Here is a 21,846-nt window from a genome sequence, read left to right as displayed (position 1 = left end):
CGTTCAGCACCAGAGCAATACCACCATGAAACCTTCCAGCGATTGTTTGACCTACCTGAAGCTCGCTGCCGTCTCCATGATCTGGGGCGGCACCTTCGTCGCCGGGCGCTACTTGTCCGGTGCCATCGACCCGCTGCTGGCGGCCAGCCTGCGTTTTATGCTGGCCAGCGCAGCGCTGCTGCTGTTCATGGCGTTTGCGCGCATTCCCCTGGCCCGTCCAAACCTGCCGCAGTTGGGGCGACTGGCATTGCTGGGATTTTTCGGCATCTTTTTCTACAACCTGTGCTTCTTCTACGGCTTGCAGTACATCGGCGCCTCGCGGGCATCGCTGATCGTCGCCTTGAACCCTGCGGTGATTGGTCTGACATCCTGGCTGTTATTCAAGGAACGCCTCGGGCTTGGCAAGGCACTGGGGGTCGGGTTGTGCCTGGCGGGCGCGGCGGTTGTCATCATCAACCGCGACCCACAGGGGCTGCAGGGGGCGACCAACGCCTGGCGCGGCGATCTGCTGATCGCCGGCTGCGTGGCGGGGTGGGGCCTCTATTCGCTGGGCGCACGCGCGCTTAACCAGCGCCTGGGGCCTTTGCAGACCGTCACCTGGTCGGTGTTGCTGGGAACGCTGATGCTTACGCTCACCACGCTGTTGAGCGGGCGGGTGACTCTGGTTGCGCTCAGTGCTATCCACCTGCCGCAGTTGTACAGCTTGCTCTACCTCGGGGTACTGGGCTCGGCCCTGGCGTATATCGGCTATTACGATGGCATCCGGCGTATTGGCGCGACCCGCAGTGGTGTATTCATCGCGCTCAATCCGCTGACGGCGGTGATCTGTGGCGCCGTGCTGCTGGACGAGCCGTTCACCCTGCCCATGCTGATGGGCGGTGCGATCATCCTGGCGGGCATCTACCTGTGCAATAAACCCCTTGCACGGGTGCGGGTAATGGGGATTTGATAAGAGTACGGACAAACGCGGTTACGCTGTGTAGAATCGATTTACGCATACAAGAATATGGACTTGTGCTCACGCAAGCCTAAGCCGTCAGAGACCGATGACATCATGAAGCTACTCGGCTCCCCCCTCATCTTTGGTGACTTCCTCGCCCGCAGTGTGCGAGGTCTTTCCTGTGCGCCGCCCGTGCTCCCCATCCTTGCTGGCAATTGAAACCTTCAAAACACAAGAATGATGAGGCGCCAAATCATGGCAGATCTATACGAAAACCCAATGGGCCTGATGGGCTTTGAATTCATCGAATTCGCGTCGCCGACGCCAGGCACCCTGGAGCCGATCTTCGAGATCATGGGCTTCACCAAGGTCGCGACCCACCGTTCCAAGAACGTGCACCTGTATCGCCAGGGCGAGATCAACCTGATCCTCAATAACGAACCCAACAGCATCGCTTCCTACTTCGCTGCCGAACACGGCCCGTCGGTGTGCGGCATGGCGTTCCGCGTCAAGGACTCGCAAAAAGCCTACAACCGCGCGCTGGAACTGGGCGCCCAGCCGATCCACATCGAAACCGGCCCGATGGAGCTGAACCTGCCAGCCATCAAGGGTATCGGCGGCGCGCCGCTGTACCTGATCGACCGTTTCGGCGAAGGCAGCTCGATCTACGACATCGACTTCGTCTACCTCGAAGGCGTGGAGCGCAACCCAGTGGGTGCGGGGCTGAAGGTCATCGACCATCTGACCCACAACGTGTATCGCGGCCGCATGGTCTATTGGGCGAACTTCTACGAGAAGCTGTTCAATTTCCGTGAAGCGCGTTACTTCGATATCAAGGGCGAGTACACCGGCCTGACGTCCAAGGCCATGAGCGCGCCGGATGGCATGATCCGCATCCCACTGAACGAAGAGTCGTCCAAGGGCGCCGGCCAGATCGAAGAGTTCCTGATGCAGTTCAACGGCGAGGGCATCCAGCACGTGGCGTTCCTCACCGACGACCTGGTCAAGACCTGGGACGCGTTGAAGAAGATCGGCATGCGCTTCATGACAGCGCCGCCGGACACCTATTACGAAATGCTCGAAGGCCGCTTGCCGAACCATGGCGAGCCGGTGGATCAACTGCAGGCACGCGGCATTCTGCTTGACGGTTCCTCGGTTGAAGGCGACAAGCGCCTGCTGCTGCAGATCTTCTCGGAAACCCTGATGGGGCCGGTGTTCTTCGAGTTCATCCAGCGCAAGGGCGATGATGGGTTTGGCGAGGGTAACTTCAAGGCGCTGTTCGAGTCGATCGAACGCGACCAGGTGCGTCGTGGGGTGTTGACCACCGACTAACGCACACGAAAAAGCCCGGCCATGAGTAACCTGGCCGGGCTTTTTGCTGTCTGCCGATCAGGCTTTACGCTGGCGTACCAAGTGCTTGAACCCTTCAAACACCAGCACCATCACCGCCAGCCAGATCGGGATGTAGGTCAACCATTCGCCGCCCTTGATCCCTTCACCCAGGATCAACGCCACTCCCAGCAGTAGCACGGGCTCAACGTAGCTGAGCAGCCCGAACAGGCTGAACGCCAGCAGGCGGCTGGCGATGATGTAGCTCACCAGTGCTGACGCGCTGATCAGGCCCAGCGTCGGAATCAGCGCGTACAGCTTGGGGTGCGCATCCAGCACCGCAAAGCCTTGCTCGCCGCTTTGCACAAACCACCAGGCCACCGGCAGCATCAACGCCATGTCCAGCCAGAGCCCACCCAAATGGTCGGTCTTGAGGTACTTGCGCACGATGAAATAGACCGGGTAGCCGATGATCACCACCAGCGTGGCCCAGGAAAAACCACCGGCCTGGTACAGCTCGTTGAGCACCCCAAGGCCGGCGAAACAGACGGCGATCTGTTGTAAGTACGACAGCTGTTCGCCCCACACCAGGCGGCCGGTCAGGACCATGGTCAGCGGCAACAGGAAGTACCCCACCGACACATCCAGGCTGCGTCCATTCAGCGGTGCCCACATGAATAACCACAACTGCACGCCCAGCAAAGCCGAAGACACCAGCACGCCCGCGATCAAGGCAGGTCGGGCCGCCAACATCCGCAGCAGCTCCCACACCCGTCGCCATTCGCCGCTGACGATCATGAACACCGTCATGCACGGCACGGTGAGCAACATGCGCCAGCCGAAAATTTCCAGGCCGCTCAAAGGCGTGAGCAGTGACGTGAAGTAATACATCACGGCAAACAACACCGAGGCCAAGACCGATAACACCACACCTTTAGACACGCTGTCCTCGCGAAAAACCATTGATACGAAAGAGGGGAAATTTCAGGAGAGGATTATGGTGCTTTTAGCAGGAGAGGGGTGCGCTGTTTTGGGGCGTTTTTCAGCAAATTTTCGCGTTAGTTGGCTGCGGGAGCGGGCTAACTGTGGCGAGCGGGCTTGCCCCGCGTTGGGTTGCGTAGCAGCCCCAAAAAACTGGGAGCGCTTCGCACTCCAACGCGGGGCAAGCCCGCTCGCCACAATACTGTGTTCTGCTCAATAACAGGGTTACCGGCTTAAGCGCGCCACGCGCCCCGACACGAAGTGCCCGACGTCATTGAACCCTGGCGTCGACGAATGCCCCGGCGTCACCAGCGAATCGATGAACGCTTCATCCTCCGCCGTGATCTCCACGCCCAACGCCCCGAGGTAGGCATCCCATTGCGCTTCGGTGCGCGGCCCGACAATCGCCGAGCTCACCGCCGAATTGTTCAATACCCAGGCAATCGCAAACTCCACGATCCCCACACCACGCCCTTGGGTGTACTGCTGGATCTGCTGGGCGATGCGCAGCGATTCCACGCGCCATTCGGTTTCCAGGATGCGCTTGTCCTGGCGTGCCGCACGGCTGCCGGCCTCGGGGGTGACGTCCGGCGCGTATTTGCCACTGAGCACGCCACGGGCCAATGGGCTGTAAGGCACCACGCCCAGGCCGTAGGCGGCTGCGGCAGTGAGCTGCTCGACTTCGGCCTGACGGTTGACGATGTTGTACAGCGGCTGGCTGATGATCGGCTTGTCCACACCCAGGCGTTCGGCCACGCGAATCACCTCGGCAATGCGCCAGCCGCGATAGTTCGACAAGCCCCAGTAGCGGATCTTGCCCTGGCGGATCAGGTCGCCGATCGCCGATACCGTCACTTCCAGCGGGGTGTTGTGGTCTTCGCGGTGCAGGTAGTAGATGTCCAGGTAATCGGTATCGAGCCGGGTCAGGCTGGCTTCCAGTGCGTTGAAAATACGTTTGCGGCTCAAGCCGCTGCGGTTGGGCAAACCGTCCACCGGGCCGATGCCAACCTTGGACGCCACCACCCAATCCTGGCGATTGCGCACGATGGCTTCGCCGACGATTTCCTCGGAGCGTCCGCCGGTGTAGACGTCCGCCGTGTCGATAAAATTGATGCCCTGGTCCCAGGCCTTGTCGATGATGCGCAGCGAGTCCTCGGTGTTGGTCTGTTCGCCAAACATCATGGTGCCCAGGGTCAAGGCGCTGACCTTCAACCCGGACTGGCCCAATGTGCGGTAAATCATGGAAAACTCCTCAAGGCAGGGAAACGTGTCCCATGCAATACCAGACTCGGCCGCTCTGGGACAAGCCCTGCACGCGTTTCTTCATGGACTCAGCAGCACCTGACAACGCTGCTGCAGGAAACGGTGCAGCACCTTCACCCGTTCCGACACCTGCAGCCGGTGCGGGCACATCAGGTTGAAGGGCGTCGGTTCGCCTTGCCAGTCAGGCAGCAACGGCACCAGCCGACCGGCCTTGATGTCCTGGGCAATATCCAGGTTGGCCTTGTAGGCGATGCCGTGACCGGCCAATGCCCAGCGCCGCACGATTTCGCCGTCATCGCTCAAGTAGTCCCCGGACACTTCGACCTCCTGCAACACCGCGCCCTGACGGAAATACCAGGTGTTGTTGGCACGGCCCCGACGCATGTAGCGCAACGCGTTGTGTTGTGCCAGGTCGGCTGGAGCCCGTGGCGTGCCGTGGCGCGCCAGGTAATCCGGGCTGGCGCAGGGGATGCGGTGGTGGTCGGGCACCACCGGCAGCGCCACCAGGCTGGAGTCCCGGGGGACACCAAAGCGCAGGGCAATGTCCACGGTGTCGCGGAACAGGTCGGCATTGCTGTCGTTGAGCAGCAATTGCAGGCGGATATTCGGGTGTTCGAGCTTGAACGCATCCAGCCAGCCCAGCAGTACATTGCGCCCGAAGTCCGAGGGCGCCGCCAGTTGCAGCAGGCCACTGAGGCTCTGGCCCTGCTGCTTGATCGCCTGCTCGCCCTCGGACAGCGCCTCCAGTGCGACGCGCACGCTCTCCAGGTAGCGCCGACCTTCTTCGGTCAAGCGCATGCTGCGGGTCGAGCGCGCCAGCAGGCGAATGCCCAGGCGGGTTTCCAGGCGCTTGAGGGCGATACTCGCGGCAGCCGGGGTCAAGCCGAGGCCGCGGGCGGCGGCAGACAGGCTGCCGGTGTCGGCGGTGCGCACGAAGACTTCAAGGTCGAGGGTCGAGCTCATTTGTAAAAATCCTTTAAAGATCTTGTCGTTTTACCGGGATTTTTCGTCGATTGCCAAGCTGGGAAGATGAACCCTCACTTAATCAATCAGGAATTTCCCCATGACTTCTTCCCTCAACGGCAAAACCGTCATCGTGATTGGCGGCAGCAGCGGAATCGGCGCGGCCGTGGCCAAGGCCGCTGCTGCGCGCGGGGCGCAGGTGGTGCTGGCTGGGCGGCGCTTGACCAGCGGCGTGGTAAACGGCCTGCGCAGCGAACCGGTGAACGTCACCGATCCAGGGTCTTTGCAACAATTGTTCGAACGCGTGGGGCGGTTCGACCACCTGGTCTACACCTCAGGTCCAACCGTGCGTGCCAAGACCTTGATCGAAACCGATCTGACCGAGGCTCAGGACAACTTCAACGTGAAACTCTGGGGCTCGTTACGGGCGATCCAACTGGCGCTGCCATTCCTGGATAAGCACGGCAGCATCAGCCTGACCTCTGGGCAACTGGGACGTAAATTGGCGCCGGGCCAGTTCATCAAGACTGGGATCAACGCGGCGACCGAAGCTCTGGGCAAACAGTTGGCCAAAGAACTGGCCCCGCGTCGGGTCAATGTGATCAGCCCGGGCGTGATTGATACGCCAGCGTATGCGGGGTTGTCTGAAGAACAACGTCTTGCGATGTTCGCCAAGGTGGGAGAGGGGGTGCCGGTAGGGCGAGTGGGACAGGCTGAAGAAGTAGCACAGGTCTATGTGTTGGCGATGGAGAATGGGTTTATGACCGGTGCTGTGATCGATATCGACGGCGGCGGTACGCTGTAGCTTGTTAAGAAAGGTGATTGAACGAAATTGTCCGGCAGACCACATAGCCCATGAGGGCTGCTCGAGCCGAGCAGCCCTTCACGTTCATTTTCTGGAGAGAGCCCATGTCAACAGTGAATCACCCTACACCGTTCCTAGGGGCCAACGCCCTCATCGAGTCGATTATCGGCACGATTCAAGGCCGGCAACCCACCGAACAAAGACCACTGACGGATGACCAGAAGCGAGTGCTGGAGGGGAAACCCGTAGCACCCGATTCGAAAATCACTTATTGACGCAGGCCGCTTAGCCCTTAAGGGTACGCGTCATCCGCAACGCCAACACGCTGCCGGCGACAATCACCGCCGCCAGCAGGTACAGCGCCACATCCGTGGATCCGGTGGCATCCTTCACAAAACCCACGATATACGGGCTGAGGAAGCCGGCCATCTGGCCCATTGAATTGATCAATGCCAGGCCGCCTGCCGCCGCGCCCGCACTGAGCATGGCGGTGGGCACCGGCCAGAACATCGGCAGGCCGGTCAACGCACCCATGGTGGCGATGGTCAGGCCGAGGATCGCAATCGCCGGCGTGGTGGCGAAGTTCACCGCGATTACCAGGCCGATTGCGCCCATCAGCATCGGCACCACCAAGTGCCAGCGACGCTCCTTGCGCAAGTCGGCGGAACGGCCCACCAGCAGCATGAATAACGCCGCCAGCAGGTAGGGGATAGCACTGAGCCAGCCGATCACCAGGTTATCGCTGAATCCCAGGTTCTTGATGATCGACGGCAGCCAGAAGTTGATGGCGTACACGCCGCTCTGGATGCAGAAGTAGATCAGGCCGAACGCCCAGATCGCCGGGTTCTTGAACACTTCGGCCAGCGAATCGGTGGTGGTTTTCGGCTTATTGGCCAGGTCAGTCGCTTGGTCGGCTTCCAGCACCGCGCGTTCGTGGGGCTTGAGCCACTTGGCGTTGGCGAAACTGTCGCTGAGCAGGAAGTAGGCAAGGGCGCCCAGGATCACGGTCGGGATGCCTTGCAGCAGGAACATCCACTGCCAGCCCGCCAAGCCACCCTGGCCGGCAGCGAAGTGGTTGAGGATCCAGCCGGAGAACGGGCTGCCGAGCAAACCGGACACCGGAATGGCCGACATGAACAACGCCATGATCCGCCCACGGCGGAACGTCGGGAACCACTGCGAGAGGTACAGCACCACACCGGGGAAGAAGCCCGCTTCAGCGGCACCGGTGAACAGGCGCAGGGTGTAGAAGTGCGTCGGTGTGGTGACGAACAGCAGGCAGGTGGACAGCGTGCCCCAGACGATCATCATCAACGCAATCCAGCGGCGTGGACCGAATTTGGTCAATGCCAGGTTGCTCGGCACGCCGCACAGCACGTAGCCGATAAAGAAGATCCCGGCCCCGAGGCCGTACACGGTTTCGCTGAATTTCAACGCGTCGAGCATCTGCAACTTGGCAAAGCCGACGTTTACCCGGTCCAGGTAGTTGAACAGATAGCAGATGAAAATGAAGGGGATCAGGCGCAGGGTAATGCGCTTGTAGATGGCGTTTTTATCGTCATCGGTGGCCAGTGTGGCTGCGGCGCTCTGTGACATGGGAGTCTCTCTTTATTATGATTTTTCGCGATGCGAGGGTAACGTTGATCGCCTGAAGAGTCTCGGCCCTCTGGCAGGCCGCTGTCTTTGTGCTTGCGCACAGCGAACCCTGCTTTGCGCTGTGCCGATGAACAATCACCCTTTCAAGGAATTTAGCCGCATGTTCGAGCTGGATCATGACCTGGCGCAGGATATCGTCGATCGGACCATGGCGATCCTGCCCTACAACGTCAATGTCATGGACAGCCAGGGCCTGATTCTCGGCAGCGGCGAACCCGAGCGTATCAATACCCGCCATGAGGGCGCGCAACTGGTGCTCGCCAATGGCCGGGTGGTGGAAATCGACGGCCAGACCGCCAAGCACCTCAAGGGCGTACAGCCCGGTATCAACCTGCCGCTGCTGCACGACGGGCGCCTGATCGGCGTGCTGGGCATCACCGGCGAGCCGGAAGGCCTGCGCACCTACGCCGAACTGGTGCGCATGACCGCCGAAATGCTGGTGAGCCATCGCCACCAGCAGGCCGAGCAACAATGGCGGCGCCAGCGTTGCGATGACCTGCTGGCCCTGCTGCTGGCGGAAACCGGCGACTCGCCACGCCTGGTGGACGAAGCCCAGCAACTGGGGCTCAAGCCGCAGATGGCGCGCACCCCGTATCTGTTCGAACTCGGTGCGGGGCAATCGGCAGAGGCGTTGGGTAGCTGGCTGACCTCGCGTTATCCGGACAGTTGGTGTGTCAGCTCGGCGCAGTATTCATTGTTGTGGTGCCGGCCGGCGGCGGTTCCGGTCGACAACCCGCGCCTGCTGGAAAAACTCGACGGCCTCGGCTGGCATGTCCTGCGTGTCGCCGTGGGCGGGCAAGCGGATGGGCTGGCGGGGCTGCGTCGCTGCTATCGGCGCGTCGGTGATTTACTGGCCTACGGTCGCGATGTGTTGCCGCAGTCACGCTTGCTGACGCTCAACCGCTATCGCCTGCCGGTAATGCTCTGGCGCCATCGCAACGACGACGCCCTCGACGAACTGCTCAACCCGCTGCGCAAAGTACTGGCCAAGGACGGCAACGGCCAGCTGCTGGCCACACTGCGCAGTTGGTGTGAACACGACGGGCAAAGCCAGGCCTGCGCCGAGGCCCTGGGCATTCACCGCAACAGCCTGCGTTACCGCATGGAGCGGATTGCCGAACTCAGTGGCGTCGACCCGTTGACCCTGGACGGCATGCTCGCCCTCTACCTGGGCGTACAGCTGTTGCCCCAGGCTTTGTCGGAATGAACAACAAAGCACCGCCACACTTGTGCATTGGACCGGCGTCAGCAGCCGTGCCAACTGGCAGCATGGGCGTCATAAAAACTGGAGAAAGCCCATGAAGATCATCATCGCCCCCGACTCGTTCAAGGACAGCCTGAGTGCCGAAGGCGTCGCCCAGGCGATTGCCGAAGGGCTGGCACAGGTGTGGCCCGATGCCGAGTTGGTCCAATGCCCCATGGCGGACGGTGGTGAAGGCACAGTGGATGCGGTGCTCGCGGCGTGCAAAGGCCAATTGCGCCACCACGTCGTGCGTGGCCCGCTTGGCACCGCGGTTGAAGCACACTGGGGCTGGTTGGCCGACAGCCACACGGCGATCATCGAAATGGCCGAGGCTAGCGGCCTGCAGTTGGTGCCGCCGGGCCAGCGCGACGCATGCACCACCACCACCCATGGCACTGGCGAACTGATCCGTGCGGCACTGGATGCCGGCGCTGAGCGCATCATCCTGGCGATTGGCGGCAGTGCCACCAACGATGGCGGTGCCGGCGCGATGCAGGCGCTCGGTGTGCAACTGTTCGACGCCGACGACCAACCGCTGGCACCCGGTGGCCTGGCCCTGGCCCGCCTGGCGCGGATCAGCCTGGAACACCTCGACCCACGCCTGGCGCAGGTACGCTTTGAAATCGCCGCAGACGTGAACAATCCGCTGTGCGGCCCCCACGGCGCCTCGGCGATTTTCGGCCCGCAAAAAGGCGCGAATCCCGAGCAAGTCCAACAACTCGACGCCGCCCTTGGCCGCTTCGCCGATCACTGCGCCAACATGCTATCCAAGGATGTACGCGATGAACCTGGCAGCGGCGCCGCAGGTGGCTTGGGCTTTGCGGCCAAGGCCTTTTTCGGCGCGCAGTTCCGCGCTGGCGTAGAGGTAGTGGCCGAACTGGTCGGCCTGGACGCCGCCGTACGCGGCGCCGACCTGGTGATCACCGGCGAAGGCCGTTTCGACGCCCAGACCCTGCGCGGCAAAACCCCGTTCGGTGTGGCGCGCATCGCCCGGCAACACAAGGTGCCCGTTATCGTGATCGCCGGCACCTTGGGCGATGGCTACGAGCAGATGTATGCCCATGGCGTGGATGCGGCATTTGCCTTGCCCTCAGGACCCATGACTTTGGAACAGGCCTGCGCTGAGGCGCCGCGCCTGCTCAGTGAACGGGCAGCCGATGTTGCGCGGCTGTGGCGCACCGCAGGCAAGCACTGACGGACAAGCCCGAACATGGGACAATCCGCGCCTTTTCGACACGGAGAGTCCCCATGCTGCGTCCCGCATTCCTGGCCCTGTTGCTCACCGGCGCCACTGTCCCGGTCTTCGCCCAACCATCCTCCGAAACCGTACCGCTGCTGCGCGAGATCAAGCAGTGGGTGGTCGGTTGCGACAACCTGCGCAATTGTCACGCCCTCAGCGCGCCCAGCGGCGTGGATGAGGAGGACTACAGCTCGCTGACCTTGCACATCTGGCATCAGGCCGGTCCGCAAGGGTATCCGCGTCTGCGCTTTGATCATCGCGGTCAAGACGTAGACCTTTCCACCTTGCTGCTGGACGGCCAGCCCCTGGGCCAGGAACTGACGCGGGAATTGCACGTTGAGCTGGATGACCAGGGCGGTGATCCCGAGGTGCAGTCGTACGGGGTGATTGATGACGCAGCGACGCGGCGCTGGTTGCAGCGTCTGCGCAATGGCCAGCGCCTGCAGTTGCCAGGCGAGGGCGCCGCGCACGTATCGCTGAGCGGGTTGAGTGCTTCGCTGCTGTTGATGGATGCAGTACAGGGACGCGTGGACAACGTGACGGCCCTGGCTCGACCTGGCAAGGGCGCGGCCAGCGACGTGCCACCAAGGGCGCCAACGCCGATATTGCGCAAGTTTACGCCAGCGCCGCCGTTGACCGCGCAGGAGCAGGCCGGGTTGGTGGCGGCTGCATTGCAGGCCGTCACGCCGGAAGAGGGTGAGCCCGAGGCAAAAGCCGGTGCCCTGACGGCACGCCAGGCAATGACCGTGACACGTTATGACTGTGCGGCCTACAACTGCGAGTTCAATGTCAGCAGCCGTGAGCGGCAGGCGCCCTACACCGAGACGCTGATGGACCTGCAGCCGCTGCCTCTGGAAGACGCCGCGCTGCAAGGCTCGGTCGGCTATGACGAGGCTTCCGGCACACTGAGTTACTTCTACAAGCAGCGTGGCATCGGTGATTGCGGCGGCGGGGCCTCCTGGGTGTTCGACGGCAAGCGCTTCCAGCTCAGCGAGTTCCACCGGATGCCGCGTTGCACCGGGGTCGGTTACGGTGACTGGCCGTCGCTGTGGTCAACCGTGCCAGCCCCCTAGCCATCGGCTCAATGTCGCCCCTACACTGGCCGGCCACGTGTCTTTCAAAGGATGAAACACCATGCACACGCCTGAACCCCCTATCGTGATCCAGCGCTTCACCGAGGCCCACCTTGAAGGCGTCGCTGCGCTCTACAACGAACCGGCCGTGTGCCGTCAGGTGCTGCAAATGCCTTTCCAGTCGGTCGAGATGTGGCGCAAACGCCTGGTGATGGACAACGAGCGGCGGCTGCAACTGGTGGCGTTGCATGGCGGTGAGGTGGTCGGCCAGCTGGGCCTGGAACAGTACCTGCGCGTGCGCCAGGCCCATGTCGGTACGTTCGGCATGGGCGTGGCAACGGCGTGGCAGGGCAAGGGCGTCGGTTCGCGGCTGCTGACGGCCGCGTTGGACGTGGCCGACAACTGGATGAACCTGCACCGCGTGGAACTCACGGTGTACGCCGACAACGAAGCGGCGCAGCGGCTGTACCGCAAGTTCGGCTTTGCGGTCGAAGGCGTATTGCGTGATTACGCCCTGCGTGACGGCCAGTTTGTCGACACGGTGAGCATGGCGCGTCTGCGCCAGTCGGCCTAGTCCAGGGCAAACGCCACCGCAGCCTGCGCATGCAGCTCGGTGGTGTCCAGTAATGGCAGGTCGCTGTGTTCAGGCTTGATCAGCAAACCGATTTCCGTGCAACCGAGGATAATCGCCTGGGCGCCACGTGCGGCCAGGGACTCGATGACGCCTTGGTAGACCTTGCGTGACGCTTCGCTGATCACGCCGACGCACAATTCTTCATAGATGATCCGGTGCACGGCCTGACGCTCGTCGGCCTCCGGCACCAGCACGGTCAGCCCCTGGGCGGCCAGGCGCGACTTGAGGAAATCCTGTTCCATGGTAAACGCTGTACCGAGCAGGCCGACCGTCAGCGTGCCGGCCTCAACGGCAGCCGCACCCGCCGCATCGGCGATGTGCAGGAAGGGGATCGACACCGCCGCCTCGATACGTGGCGCCACCAAATGCATGGTGTTGGTACACAGCACCACACAGTCGGCGCCGCCGGCTTGCAGACGGCGCGCGGCGTCTTCGAGGATCAGCGCGGTGTCATCCCAGCGCCCGGCATGTTGCGCCTGCTCCACCGGGCCGAAGTCCACGCTGTACATCAACAGTTGTGCCGAGCGCAGCGGGCCGAGCTGGTCGCGCACGCGCTGGTTGATGATGCGGTAGTACTCGGCGCTGGACTCCCAGCTCATGCCGCCGATAAGGCCGATGGTGCGCATGCGATGCTCCTGACAAGGAAAGTCGCTTCACCTTACCCATCGGCCATTGATTAGTCATACGCAGTTGCCCGCGAAATGACCGGTGCAGTTTCACATGTCCAGGTTGGTCCAGCCGGGCTTGGCCTCATCCAGTGCCACTGCGTGCACCCGCTTGCCGGTCGCCAACTCCACACGCCGCGCCACTTGCGGGTCATCGGCAAAGGGCATCAGGCTGGCGTCGTCCAGGCTCTTGTCCGATTGACCGCGCAAGCAATACTCCACCGCGCCATACAGGCATACCACCATCAACAGGCCCCACATTTCAGGCGATCCGCGCATCAAGCTGCGCTATTTGCAGATCCGCGATGCGCACCGTGCGCCAGGTGTTGTAGGCCATCAGCAGCATGCCGGTCAGAAAGAACACACCACCGGCAAACCGCACCACAAACCCCGGGTGGCTGGCCTGCAAGGCTTCGACAAACGAATAGGTCAGGGTGCCATCATCGTTGACCGCCCGCCACATCAAGCCCTGGGTGATGCCGTTGACCCACATGGACGCGATGTAGAGCACGGTGCCGATGGTGGCCAGCCAGAAGTGCAGGTTGATCAGCCCCACGCTGTGCATCTGCTCGCGGCCGAACACCTTGGGAATCATGTGGTACAGCGAACCGAAAGTGATCATCGCCACCCAACCCAGGGCTCCGGCGTGTACGTGGCCGATGGTCCAGTCGGTGTAGTGGGAGAGGGCGTTGACGGTCTTGATCGCCATCATCGGGCCTTCGAATGTCGACATGCCGTAGAACGCCAGGGACAGCACCAGAAAGCGCAGGATCGGGTCGGTGCGCAACTGATGCCAGGCACCGGACAAGGTCATCATGCCGTTGATCATGCCGCCCCAGCTAGGCGCCAGCAGGATCAGCGACATGGCCATGCCCAGCGACTGCGCCCAGTCGGGCAGGGCGGTGTAGTGCAAATGGTGCGGACCGGCCCAGATATACAGGGTGATCAACGCCCAGAAATGCACGATGGATAAACGATAGGAGTACACCGGGCGCCCGACTTGTTTCGGCACGAAGTAATACATCATCCCCAGGAAACCTGTGGTCAGGAAAAACCCTACGGCGTTATGCCCGTACCACCATTGCACCATGGCATCGGTCGCCCCGGAATACACCGGATAGGACTTGAACCAATCCACCGGGATCGCCAGGTGGTTGACCACATGCAGCATGGCGATCACCAGTATGAACGCGCCGAAGAACCAGTTGCCCACGTAGATGTGCCGGGTTTGGCGTCGCACCACAGTGGTGAAAAACACTATGGCATACGCCACCCAGACCACCGCCATCCACACCGCGCCGGAGAATTCGATCTCGGCGTATTCCTTGGTGGTGGTGTAACCCAGCGGCAGGCTGACCAGCATGATCACGATCACCGACTGCCAACCCCAAAAGGTAAACGCCGCCAGGCGGTCGGAAAACAGCCGTACCTGGCAGGTACGCTGTACCGCGTAATAGCTGGCGGCGAACTGCGCGCTGCCGGCAAAACCGAAAATCACCAGGCTGGTGTGCAGGGGGCGTAGGCGGCCAAAGGTGGTCCATGGCAAATCCAGGTTCATCTGCGGCCAGACCAGTTGCGAGGCGATCCACACGCCCATGGCCATGCCCACCACGCCCCAGGCAATAGTGGCGATAACGAATTGACGGACGACTTTATAGTTATAGGCCTGCCCGATTGTTGCGCTGCTCATGCTCAGTCCTCCCACGGTTCCAAGTGGCGGCACTGTAGGAAGCATGGGTAAAACAAAACAGGCTCAGAAAAACCTCATTGTTGCGGATCAGTTTTTAGCCGTACGTCGAATGGCTGCATCTGCCATGATCAGGCTTCGCAACCAGGCTCACCCAAGGAACGCCGCAATGGACGATGTACAGCAACTGGGCGAGATGCTTCGTCATTACGCCGACAGCGAAGCGCACAAGAAGCAACAGTTCGACGTGCAGTCGGCCCGTTGGGCGCAGAAGCTCGATGAGCTGTTCGGGCAGATCGAGCAGTGGCTTGAGCCGGTGAAGACGGTGGGGTTGCTTGAAGTCCACCGTGAAGCTTATGTAGCCAGCGGCCCGAGCGTGCCAATGGAGACCTCGACATTCAAGACCGAGAAACTGACCGTGCAGATCACCGGCAAACCGGTGGAGTTCGTGCCGGATGTAATGGGCGCGGGCGGCTTGATCTCCGTGTCGGTCATGGGCCTGACCGCGGCGCGCCACGGCAGTGTGTCGCTGGTATTGCCCGCGGATAAGAACGACTGGTTGTGGAAGAAAACCAATGGCCTCAAAGATCCGGACACCTTTGGTTTCGACGCCAACTTCCTGGCCTCGCAGTTGCAAAGCCTGATCCCCCGCGAACGCAGCTGAAACGTCGAATGATGGGAACAGGGTTATTTTGCCAGGATTGGCTATACCTACAGCTCAGTGTTCCAACGTCGACCGCCAGGGAGTTCAAACATGACACTTAGGCATTTGCTCTGCACGTTGTGCATCGCTTCGCTCGGGCTGGCGGGGTGTGCCAGCAAGATCACCGCGCCGGATGAGTATTCCGGCTTTCTCTCGGACTACAGCCGGCTCAAGGAAGCCAAGTCTCCATCGGGGGCCGAGGTGATGCGCTGGGTCGATCCCGAGCTGGATCTGAGCCGCTATCACGCGGTGTACGTCGAACCGACCCAGTTCTACCCTAAGCCCCAGGCCACCGCGAAAATTCCGCTAACCACCCTCAACGGCATCAACACCTACTACAACCAGGCACTCAAGCGTGAGCTGGAAAAATCCCTGCCCCTGGCCAATGCGCCAGGTCCAGGCGTGATCGTGGTGCGTGCAGCAATCACCGCCGTGAGCAGCAAGACCGAAGGCCTCAAACCCTATGAGTATATTCCGGTGGCCTTCGTCGTGGCGGCGGTAAGCACCGGCACCGGGATCCGTGATCAGGAAACCACCCTGGGCACCGAGGCGCAGTTCCTCGATGGCGCCAATGGCAAGGTGCTCGCCCAGGTGGTGCGCAAAGGCACAGGCAAGCCGCTGTCCAACGATTCGCAGGTGATGAAGGCCGATGACGTGAAAAGCGTGATTGATGGCTGGGCGTCGGACCTGCATCAGTCGTACGTGAAACTTACCCGCTAGAACGTGCGAGAAGGTGAGGGCTGCGGTGCCCTCACCCTTGTTGCGACCGGGTACGTGGCGTTACTTGAGCGGCGTCAACGGCGGCAGCTTCCATTGGCCGTTACCCACCTCAGGCTTGGGCAGGTAAATGCGCAATACCGCGTAGAACGGACCGGGTGGCGCCGGCAACCAGTTGCTTTGCTCGGCTTTCGGCGGCTCGTGGTGCTGCAGGGCCAGTGTCAGGCCGCCATCGGCGTCAAGCTTGAGGGTGGGCAGCATCCGTGAATTGATCAGGTAGCGCTTCTTGTGGTTGGGCACCAAAAGCTTGGTCTTGGCGTCGTACATGGTCAGCGACCAGAACGCATCGGCCGGCGGCAGTTGGTCCTTGGCAAAGTGCACGGTGTAGCTGTGTCGTGCGCCGTTGGCAGGCTTGCCTTCGCTGTCGACGAAGTAGCTCATGTAGGCGGCTTCGTCGGCGGAATTGCCGAAAATGCCCAGGTTGGCGCCAGCATAGCGGTACAGGTAATTGTTGTTCAGGTGGTCGCGGCTGCCGAACAGATCACCGCTGGAGACCTGGTGAGTGTCCACTTTGTCTTTCTTGAACGCGGCAAATTCGGCATGGGCGTCGGCAATGCCTTCATCCAGAGCCTTGCGCTGTTCGGCGGTCAACTCTTTGACCTTGAACGGCGCGCCCGGGGCGATTCCGATCTTGGCAAACCGGGCCAGCAGGTCTTTTTCGCTGTCCTGCGGCGCGGCGAAGGTCAGCATGAAGTTCAGGTAGCGAAACAGTTGCGGGCCTTCGGTCATGGTCGCCGTGGGCTTTGGCCATTCGACCTTGGGCGCCTTGGCTGGCGCGGGTTGTTTCACGTAGCTGCTCAGTGGCTGCACTTTGTAGCCGGCCTGGATCTGCTTGACCTTGCCCAGGTCTTTTTCATCAAACAACTGCGTCCGGTACAGGGCGTAGGCGATAGTGCTTTCGCTGTAGATCACGCGGTCGACATTCACCGGCTGCTGACCCTTCCAGTCGGGGCCGGCGATCATGTAGTGGCCGCCGTTGTTACCGGTGCTGCGGGTGCCCAGGTAAGCGAAGTTCTGCGTATAAAGGTCGATCAACTGCACCGAGTAGTAGCGGTCGTCTTCGATCTTGGGCAGGGTCAGCACCAGCGGTTCGCGGCGCAGGTCCATCCAGACGAACGAGTAGGGCGTGTCGGCGTTGGGCGTGACGAAGGCCGTGTCCTTGGGCGTGAACACCTGCGCGGTATTGCCGATCTGGTTGAACGGTGCCTTGAAGTTGGCACCGCCCTTGTCAACGGCCTGGGTATAGAGCGTCTTGTACATGTCCACCACCGGAACCCCATACAGGTAGGCTTCCTTGGCAATGGCCCGGGCTTCGGCCGGGGTTGCCGTGAAGTCGGCCCAGGCGCCGGTACTCATGAGTATCGAGAGGCTCGCCAACAGCAGGCGCGTCGGTTTTCCAATCATGTTGTTGCGTCCTTCCTGAGTGCGTGTTGTAGGGGCGCGCGCTGAATAGCGCGGGAACGCGCTGAGTTTCCGATTTTATTCACCGAAGGTCACGTTAATCTCTGAGCGCCTGACGCGAAAATGCCGCCCATATAGGCGGCACCGGGTACAGGTCGGAATTAACGTGAGGGCAGCATCGATTTGACCTTGTCGCGTAATTGATCGATCGAGAACGGCTTGGCGATCACGTGCATGCCAGTCGGCACGTCGATGTTTTCCGCATAACCGCTGGCGAACAGGATCGGCAGGTCCGCACGCAGTTCCCGCACCTTGGTGGCAAGTTGCTTGCCATCCATGTCCGGCAAACCGACGTCGGTCATCATCAGGTCGATCACCTGGTCGGTGTTTCGCACCAGTGCCAGCGCTTCTTCAGCATCGCCGGCCTCCAGTACGTTGAATTCCAACTCCTCCAGGACATCGACGATGAGCATGCGCACGATGGCATCGTCTTCGACGACAAGGATGGTGGAGGCGGTGACGGACATAAAAAATTCCCGAGAGTGAAAAGGATTGGCCGTGAGCGGTGCAAAGACCCTCCTCTAATGAGTCGCGGCGATCTCGGCAAGTTCCCTCACCGACGCCGGTATTGTGCCGGTGTTGCAACAGAATGTCCCGCATGAGTCTGCGGTGGAGTTTCTGACGTCTCGCCGAGTGCTAGCTGCCGACGGTGTTCATCAGGTTTCTTCAGTCGTCAAACCGCGTTGCAAGGCCAGTTCCTGAAGTTCAGCGACAGTCAATCCTTATCAATGTCTTGCGTTGACGTGCAGCCACCATCCTTGTCGTCGAAGACGATGCCACCCAGGTTATTCCAAGGGTTACGCGGGCGGCAAAGGTCCGGTTGCAATGGGCGCGTTATAGAGTTCTTCGATGTCGGAGCGGAAAACACTGTTTTTTTTCTGCCAGTCGTCATTGTGATCAAACACGATGAACTCCAGACTGTTTTGATCGGTCCCGTGGGTTCTATATTGCGGTACCAGTTTCCTGTCATTGAACAACCTTGTCAGGCCCCCCTGCATGGCGTCTGCGCTGGAGAAGGTCGCATAGCCAAAGTTCGGGTCATAAAAATAGAAAACCTTCTTGTCGCCGTTGACTTTGACTCCAGCCGCCATGGCATGGCCGGGAGAGTCAATCATGATTGATTTTGAAACCGTGGAGTCACTCAGCTCTTTCACCATATTTTGATAAGTCAGTTGGCGAGTGGTCATACTGGCATGGAACGCTGTTTTACTGCCGACCTGAAGTTGCAGCTTCCTCAGCTTTTTCATGAACATGATCGACGCAGCGTCCTTGGGTAAAGCCGCAGCCCGATACATGTTACGGATTAACTCAAGTTCCTTTCCTTCCTCCACCGCCGTTGCCATGACTCGGGCGAGTGCGGCGCATTCTCCGTCAGACAGTTGCTTTGTCAGCGAGAAATAAAGAACTTGTGGTATCGGTGTCACAGTACCGAAACGCGGTTCCAGATTGTCGATAAAGCGGGCGCTGCCGATACGGCCCAGCTCGTATGCAAGATCATCGTATCGCCTGACCAGAATACCGACCTGCTCTGCGGTCAAGCTTTTATCCGAGCCCCGTATTATCAGATCCGCAATGCTTGAGGACTTGGAGATCCCCTTGATACTTCGCAGATCTCCAGCGTTGTACCCCGCTTCGAAGGCGGACGCTTCCGGGCCGGTTCTATGGCGTACGACCGATGATGTCCATCTCTTGAAAGTGTCCTCATCAATCGTTTTAGCCGAATCCCCCGATGTCGCCCATTTGCCCATGTTTTGCGCCTCCATGTGCGCGGAGGGTACAAAGTTCTCCAGCGGGGAGCCATAGGGTTGTCGGGTCGTTGGGTTGTAGGCATACCATTGGTCGTTGATGAGGACCGCCTGGCTTTCAAGAATATCGTCCTTGCGTGTGAATGTGCCTATCGAGGCGGCGTCGAAATGACGACTTGCCGCGATCAGGTCGGGGCGCGCTTTTATGCCGCTCATGCGTTTGAGGCCGGTGCTCACTGCGTTTGCGCCTTTCCAGACGCCCACTGCCAAGTCGCCCACGCCGTCCAGGGGGTTGAGCGCACTGATGGTTGCCGTTCCGATGACTTTGGCTGAGCGTGCCACCTTGGTGGCCGCGGAAACGCCAGAGCCCGCGATCTTGACCACCTTGCCGCCGATCCCGGCACCGGCCGTCACGATGCCGAACAGGTCAATGGCCAGGTCGAACAAGCCTGCACCGATATCGCCTTTACGAAAATTATTGATCGCCGAGCGAAAGGGGATCAGGTCCAGGATAAACCCGGTGACGGCTTCACCGCGCCTGTAATTGCTGTCGGCAGTAGTAAGGCCGCGAGCCTCTTGCTTGATTGCATCGTCATCCAGATCGACATGTTGCACGAATGCGTTGGCGATCAGGCCGGTGCGCTCTGAGCCGAAGCTGTTCGGCGGGCGTTGATTCGGGCGCTTTTGCTCTGCGCGGCGCGTGGCATCGTCCCCGGTGGGGGTGAAGGCTTTTGTGTCGTGCACAACGTTCGCCTCGCGGTGGCTGCGAGGGGTTGCCCGCGATGAATCGACTGCGTCTATCGTGCCCCTGTTAAAGCTGATCGCGTACACCTTGGTTATCCCGTTGCGCTCGACTCGAACCAGCAGTTCTTCATTTTTCGGGCGCGGCGTAGAGCCGGTAAACCCTGGCCCCAAGGTGCGTGAATGTTCCTGGAAGAAGCTGATCTTGCCGTACTCGAGATCTTCCCGGACCTCCAGCGGCGCCTGGCTGATCAAGTGTTTGATGTAGGTGTTGATCGCAGCCTTTTTTTCTTGAATGGCGTGGGTGAACAGCGGTTCAAAAGCGTCGGCTACCCCGAAATGCGGTGTGGCGGTCAAGGCGGCCAATGGAACACGTACGTCGTTCGAGGTAAACACCAGATCGACTTGCGGCAACTTCATCATGGCGATGTCCAGCATCGAATGAGGCCCGACCTCGACCGTTCGATAACCAACGTCGCCACTCGCCGTAGTTTCCCTGCGGCTGATGTGAATCAGCTTCTGATCGAACAGGGCTTCTTGCCCGGGGAAACGTTTTTTCAGTTCGATCAGGGCCATCTCTTTGCGCGACGGAATGTCTGCGTCCAGTGCTTGGTTCGCGGTACTGGTCAGCGCTTTGCGTGTGTTGAACTCAAGGAGCAGGGTATCAAGTTCGTCAGCACTGTAGAGATGATCATCTTTCTTGGGCAGTACCCCATTGATCACCCCCCAATCCACCAGGGCTTCACGTTGCGCACGCTGGGTCAAGGCCGGGTCCGCCGCGATGACGCTGGAAGCTGCCAGCATGACTTCGGCAAAGGTCATGTTCGCGACTTTGCCAGGGGTGAGTCCTTCAATAATGGCGGCGATTATCGACACCTCCGCCCACGCTGGGCTGCCGTAGGTAACGGAGGCTGGAATATCCTTGATCCCAAAGGCGGCTACGCGACTAGGCAAAAGTACACTCGAAGCGACGCCTGCCATGGCCGCGCTGGTCCTTTTTTCGGTGACCAGATGCTGTTCGAACGATTTGAGCACTGTGGACATCGGCTTGCCCCAGTGCTTGTCACTCATCATATCGAAGCCTGCGACCATATTGCGGCGTGTTTGCGTGATGGACTCCGGGTCCAGTTGCAAGATGACGGCGGCGAGCAGGTAGTCCATCGTGCTGCTGTCGGTGGCGACACCTCGCATGGTTTTCTGCAGCGTTTCGCCGAGCAATTGTCCTTCGGGTGAACTGAGCAGCGCGTCCCGTGCTGTGGCCGGGTCCTTCAGCGCCCCGGCGGGAAGCGCTGTGCGGCTGCGCAAGAACTCCAGTAACAGGCCATTGGTCTGCATCACGAGCGGATACTGCCCGTGGGGATCGCCATGGTTCATGGTAATGAGGCGAATGCGTCGTTTGTCATCTGCGCTCGGCGGGACGAGCCAGGACAGCGCGCCGGTCATATTGCCCAAAGGATGCACTTGGCCGCGGTCGGTGACGGCGGTCGCGAGACCGGTGAGCGCAAAGTGACTGTCTGGCAGTGGCAATCCGAGGCTACTGATGAATGCTTCAAGGGGGACGCGGTTGCCGGCGTCCTGGGGGGAGCGCGTATCGGGATGAATCACCATTGATGTTGCGTTCAGCGCTGCCAGTATCGCAGGAGCCGATGCGTTCTCGCCAAGTTGCTTGGCCAGTTTATTCAGTGCAATACCCAGGGTGATCAGGTTCTGTTTGTCGGCCAGGGCGCTCTTGAGATCAGGCTTTTTACTGTTTGCCACGGCGGTGGACGTGGACGTGTGTGGGTTATCAGTCATCAGGGGGGGAGGCGTCGGGGTTACGCGTGGCCGGGGTTGAACGGAAATTGCCATCTGTGAGCACCTGTATTGGAAGGAAGTGGCGCCTCTGTGGTCGAGCCTCCCTGTTCTTAAGACGCCTCTTTACGTGGAATGGCTGCTCTTTA

19 protein-coding genes are annotated in these 21,846 nt (G+C 60.7%); 9 read left to right on the top strand and 10 right to left on the bottom strand.

Annotation, left to right across the window (positions count from 1 at the left end; translation table 11 throughout):
• Positions 1-25 precede the first annotated feature (25 nt).
• Both LUU92_RS14455 and hppD read left to right on the top strand, forming a co-directional pair.
• The gene (locus tag LUU92_RS14455) at positions 26-949 is read left to right on the top strand and encodes a DMT family transporter (RefSeq protein ID WP_257102162.1); all 924 of its coding nucleotides are present in this window, start codon (positions 26-28) and stop codon (positions 947-949) included.
• A 246-nt stretch (positions 950-1,195) separates the two neighbouring features.
• Complete coding sequence (hppD, locus tag LUU92_RS14450) at positions 1,196-2,272, top strand: 4-hydroxyphenylpyruvate dioxygenase (protein ID WP_058425843.1); 1,077 nt, start codon at positions 1,196-1,198, stop codon at positions 2,270-2,272.
• 57 nt (positions 2,273-2,329) lie between these two features.
• On the opposite strand, the gene rarD is transcribed toward hppD, so the two are convergent.
• The 3 genes from rarD to LUU92_RS14435 all read right to left on the bottom strand — a co-directional run bounded on the left by rarD (position 2,330) and on the right by LUU92_RS14435 (position 5,476).
• On the bottom strand, positions 2,330-3,211 hold the full coding sequence (gene rarD, locus LUU92_RS14445) for an EamA family transporter RarD (RefSeq protein WP_093513417.1): 882 nt from the start codon (positions 3,209-3,211) through the stop codon (positions 2,330-2,332).
• A 264-nt stretch (positions 3,212-3,475) separates the two neighbouring features.
• On the bottom strand, positions 3,476-4,492 hold the full coding sequence (locus LUU92_RS14440; protein ID WP_257102161.1) for an aldo/keto reductase: 1,017 nt from the start codon (positions 4,490-4,492) through the stop codon (positions 3,476-3,478).
• An 81-nt stretch (positions 4,493-4,573) separates the two neighbouring features.
• The gene (locus tag LUU92_RS14435) at positions 4,574-5,476 is read right to left on the bottom strand and encodes a LysR family transcriptional regulator (protein ID WP_071488270.1); all 903 of its coding nucleotides are present in this window, start codon (positions 5,474-5,476) and stop codon (positions 4,574-4,576) included.
• Positions 5,477-5,576: 100 nt separating this feature from the next.
• Between LUU92_RS14435 and LUU92_RS14430 the strand changes: the two genes are divergently transcribed.
• The gene (locus tag LUU92_RS14430) at positions 5,577-6,281 is read left to right on the top strand and encodes an SDR family oxidoreductase (RefSeq protein WP_222539748.1); all 705 of its coding nucleotides are present in this window, start codon (positions 5,577-5,579) and stop codon (positions 6,279-6,281) included.
• A 285-nt stretch (positions 6,282-6,566) separates the two neighbouring features.
• Here LUU92_RS14430 and LUU92_RS14425 read toward each other — a convergent pair whose 3' ends face one another.
• Positions 6,567-7,877, bottom strand: a complete 1,311-nt coding sequence (locus LUU92_RS14425) for an MFS transporter (RefSeq protein ID WP_071488273.1) — start codon at positions 7,875-7,877, stop codon at positions 6,567-6,569.
• A 160-nt stretch (positions 7,878-8,037) separates the two neighbouring features.
• Between LUU92_RS14425 and LUU92_RS14420 the strand changes: the two genes are divergently transcribed.
• The 4 genes from LUU92_RS14420 (at position 8,038) to LUU92_RS14405 (ending at position 12,067) form a co-directional block, all read left to right on the top strand.
• Positions 8,038-9,144 carry a sugar diacid recognition domain-containing protein gene (locus LUU92_RS14420; protein ID WP_071488274.1) on the top strand — a complete coding sequence of 369 codons (1,107 nt, stop codon included), beginning with the start codon at positions 8,038-8,040 and terminating at the stop codon, positions 9,142-9,144.
• A 91-nt stretch (positions 9,145-9,235) separates the two neighbouring features.
• Positions 9,236-10,375, top strand: a complete 1,140-nt coding sequence (locus tag LUU92_RS14415; protein ID WP_257102160.1) for a glycerate kinase — start codon at positions 9,236-9,238, stop codon at positions 10,373-10,375.
• Positions 10,376-10,428: 53 nt separating this feature from the next.
• Positions 10,429-11,493 (top strand): DUF1176 domain-containing protein, encoded by a 1,065-nt coding sequence (locus LUU92_RS14410; protein WP_071488276.1) that lies wholly within the window; start codon positions 10,429-10,431, stop codon positions 11,491-11,493.
• Positions 11,494-11,554: 61 nt separating this feature from the next.
• Positions 11,555-12,067 carry a GNAT family N-acetyltransferase gene (locus tag LUU92_RS14405; protein WP_257102159.1) on the top strand — a complete coding sequence of 171 codons (513 nt, stop codon included), beginning with the start codon at positions 11,555-11,557 and terminating at the stop codon, positions 12,065-12,067.
• Here LUU92_RS14405 and LUU92_RS14400 read toward each other — a convergent pair.
• From LUU92_RS14400 to ccoN, 3 genes are all read right to left on the bottom strand, one after another.
• Positions 12,064-12,753 carry an aspartate/glutamate racemase family protein gene (locus LUU92_RS14400; protein WP_257102158.1) on the bottom strand — a complete coding sequence of 230 codons (690 nt, stop codon included), beginning with the start codon at positions 12,751-12,753 and terminating at the stop codon, positions 12,064-12,066. The genes LUU92_RS14405 and LUU92_RS14400 overlap by 4 nt on opposite strands.
• A 90-nt stretch (positions 12,754-12,843) precedes the next feature.
• On the bottom strand, positions 12,844-13,053 hold the full coding sequence (locus LUU92_RS14395; protein WP_257102157.1) for a cbb3-type cytochrome c oxidase subunit 3: 210 nt from the start codon (positions 13,051-13,053) through the stop codon (positions 12,844-12,846).
• A gap of 1 nt (position 13,054) precedes the next feature.
• Positions 13,055-14,482 (bottom strand): cytochrome-c oxidase, cbb3-type subunit I, encoded by a 1,428-nt coding sequence (gene ccoN, locus LUU92_RS14390; protein WP_071488280.1) that lies wholly within the window; start codon positions 14,480-14,482, stop codon positions 13,055-13,057.
• Between the two features lie 166 nt (positions 14,483-14,648).
• Between ccoN and LUU92_RS14385 the strand changes: the two genes are divergently transcribed.
• Both LUU92_RS14385 and LUU92_RS14380 read left to right on the top strand, forming a co-directional pair.
• Positions 14,649-15,143 (top strand): hypothetical protein, encoded by a 495-nt coding sequence (locus LUU92_RS14385; RefSeq protein ID WP_071488281.1) that lies wholly within the window; start codon positions 14,649-14,651, stop codon positions 15,141-15,143.
• A 90-nt stretch (positions 15,144-15,233) separates the two neighbouring features.
• The gene (locus LUU92_RS14380; RefSeq protein WP_071488282.1) at positions 15,234-15,902 is read left to right on the top strand and encodes a DUF3313 domain-containing protein; all 669 of its coding nucleotides are present in this window, start codon (positions 15,234-15,236) and stop codon (positions 15,900-15,902) included.
• Positions 15,903-15,962: 60 nt separating this feature from the next.
• On the opposite strand, the gene LUU92_RS14375 is transcribed toward LUU92_RS14380, so the two are convergent.
• The 3 genes from LUU92_RS14375 to LUU92_RS14365 all read right to left on the bottom strand — a co-directional run bounded on the left by LUU92_RS14375 (position 15,963) and on the right by LUU92_RS14365 (position 21,754).
• Positions 15,963-17,363 carry a DUF1254 domain-containing protein gene (locus LUU92_RS14375; protein WP_257102156.1) on the bottom strand — a complete coding sequence of 467 codons (1,401 nt, stop codon included), beginning with the start codon at positions 17,361-17,363 and terminating at the stop codon, positions 15,963-15,965.
• A gap of 158 nt (positions 17,364-17,521) precedes the next feature.
• On the bottom strand, positions 17,522-17,887 hold the full coding sequence (locus tag LUU92_RS14370; protein WP_222539759.1) for a response regulator: 366 nt from the start codon (positions 17,885-17,887) through the stop codon (positions 17,522-17,524).
• A gap of 330 nt (positions 17,888-18,217) precedes the next feature.
• On the bottom strand, positions 18,218-21,754 hold the full coding sequence (locus LUU92_RS14365; RefSeq protein ID WP_257102155.1) for an Mcf1 protease effector domain-containing protein: 3,537 nt from the start codon (positions 21,752-21,754) through the stop codon (positions 18,218-18,220).
• Between the last annotated feature and the right edge of the window lie 92 nt (positions 21,755-21,846).

The organism is Pseudomonas extremorientalis (genome assembly GCF_024584605.1).
Classification (GTDB): domain Bacteria; phylum Pseudomonadota; class Gammaproteobacteria; order Pseudomonadales; family Pseudomonadaceae; genus Aquipseudomonas; species Aquipseudomonas extremorientalis.
Note: the sequence above shows the minus strand (reverse complement) of the source record. Positions and strands in the feature narration are given on the sequence as shown.

Excerpts from the sequence above, each read along its gene's own strand:
- LUU92_RS14455 (WP_257102162.1), top strand. The coding sequence starts at position 26 with ATGAAACCTTCCAGCGATTGTTTGACCTACCTGAAGCTCGCTGCCGTC.
- hppD (WP_058425843.1), top strand. The coding sequence starts at position 1,196 with ATGGCAGATCTATACGAAAACCCAATGGGCCTGATGGGCTTTGAATTC.
- LUU92_RS14440 (WP_257102161.1), bottom strand. The coding sequence starts at position 4,492 with ATGATTTACCGCACATTGGGCCAGTCCGGGTTGAAGGTCAGCGCCTTG.
- LUU92_RS14435 (WP_071488270.1), bottom strand. The coding sequence starts at position 5,476 with ATGAGCTCGACCCTCGACCTTGAAGTCTTCGTGCGCACCGCCGACACC.
- LUU92_RS14430 (WP_222539748.1), top strand. The coding sequence starts at position 5,577 with ATGACTTCTTCCCTCAACGGCAAAACCGTCATCGTGATTGGCGGCAGC.
- LUU92_RS14425 (WP_071488273.1), bottom strand. The coding sequence starts at position 7,877 with ATGTCACAGAGCGCCGCAGCCACACTGGCCACCGATGACGATAAAAAC.
- LUU92_RS14420 (WP_071488274.1), top strand. The coding sequence starts at position 8,038 with ATGTTCGAGCTGGATCATGACCTGGCGCAGGATATCGTCGATCGGACC.
- LUU92_RS14415 (WP_257102160.1), top strand. The coding sequence starts at position 9,236 with ATGAAGATCATCATCGCCCCCGACTCGTTCAAGGACAGCCTGAGTGCC.
- LUU92_RS14410 (WP_071488276.1), top strand. The coding sequence starts at position 10,429 with ATGCTGCGTCCCGCATTCCTGGCCCTGTTGCTCACCGGCGCCACTGTC.
- LUU92_RS14405 (WP_257102159.1), top strand. The coding sequence starts at position 11,555 with ATGCACACGCCTGAACCCCCTATCGTGATCCAGCGCTTCACCGAGGCC.
- LUU92_RS14400 (WP_257102158.1), bottom strand. The coding sequence starts at position 12,753 with ATGCGCACCATCGGCCTTATCGGCGGCATGAGCTGGGAGTCCAGCGCC.
- LUU92_RS14395 (WP_257102157.1), bottom strand. The coding sequence starts at position 13,053 with ATGTGGGGCCTGTTGATGGTGGTATGCCTGTATGGCGCGGTGGAGTAT.
- ccoN (WP_071488280.1), bottom strand. The coding sequence starts at position 14,482 with ATGAGCAGCGCAACAATCGGGCAGGCCTATAACTATAAAGTCGTCCGT.
- LUU92_RS14385 (WP_071488281.1), top strand. The coding sequence starts at position 14,649 with ATGGACGATGTACAGCAACTGGGCGAGATGCTTCGTCATTACGCCGAC.
- LUU92_RS14380 (WP_071488282.1), top strand. The coding sequence starts at position 15,234 with ATGACACTTAGGCATTTGCTCTGCACGTTGTGCATCGCTTCGCTCGGG.
- LUU92_RS14375 (WP_257102156.1), bottom strand. The coding sequence starts at position 17,363 with ATGATTGGAAAACCGACGCGCCTGCTGTTGGCGAGCCTCTCGATACTC.
- LUU92_RS14370 (WP_222539759.1), bottom strand. The coding sequence starts at position 17,887 with ATGTCCGTCACCGCCTCCACCATCCTTGTCGTCGAAGACGATGCCATC.
- LUU92_RS14365 (WP_257102155.1), bottom strand. The coding sequence starts at position 21,754 with ATGGCAATTTCCGTTCAACCCCGGCCACGCGTAACCCCGACGCCTCCC.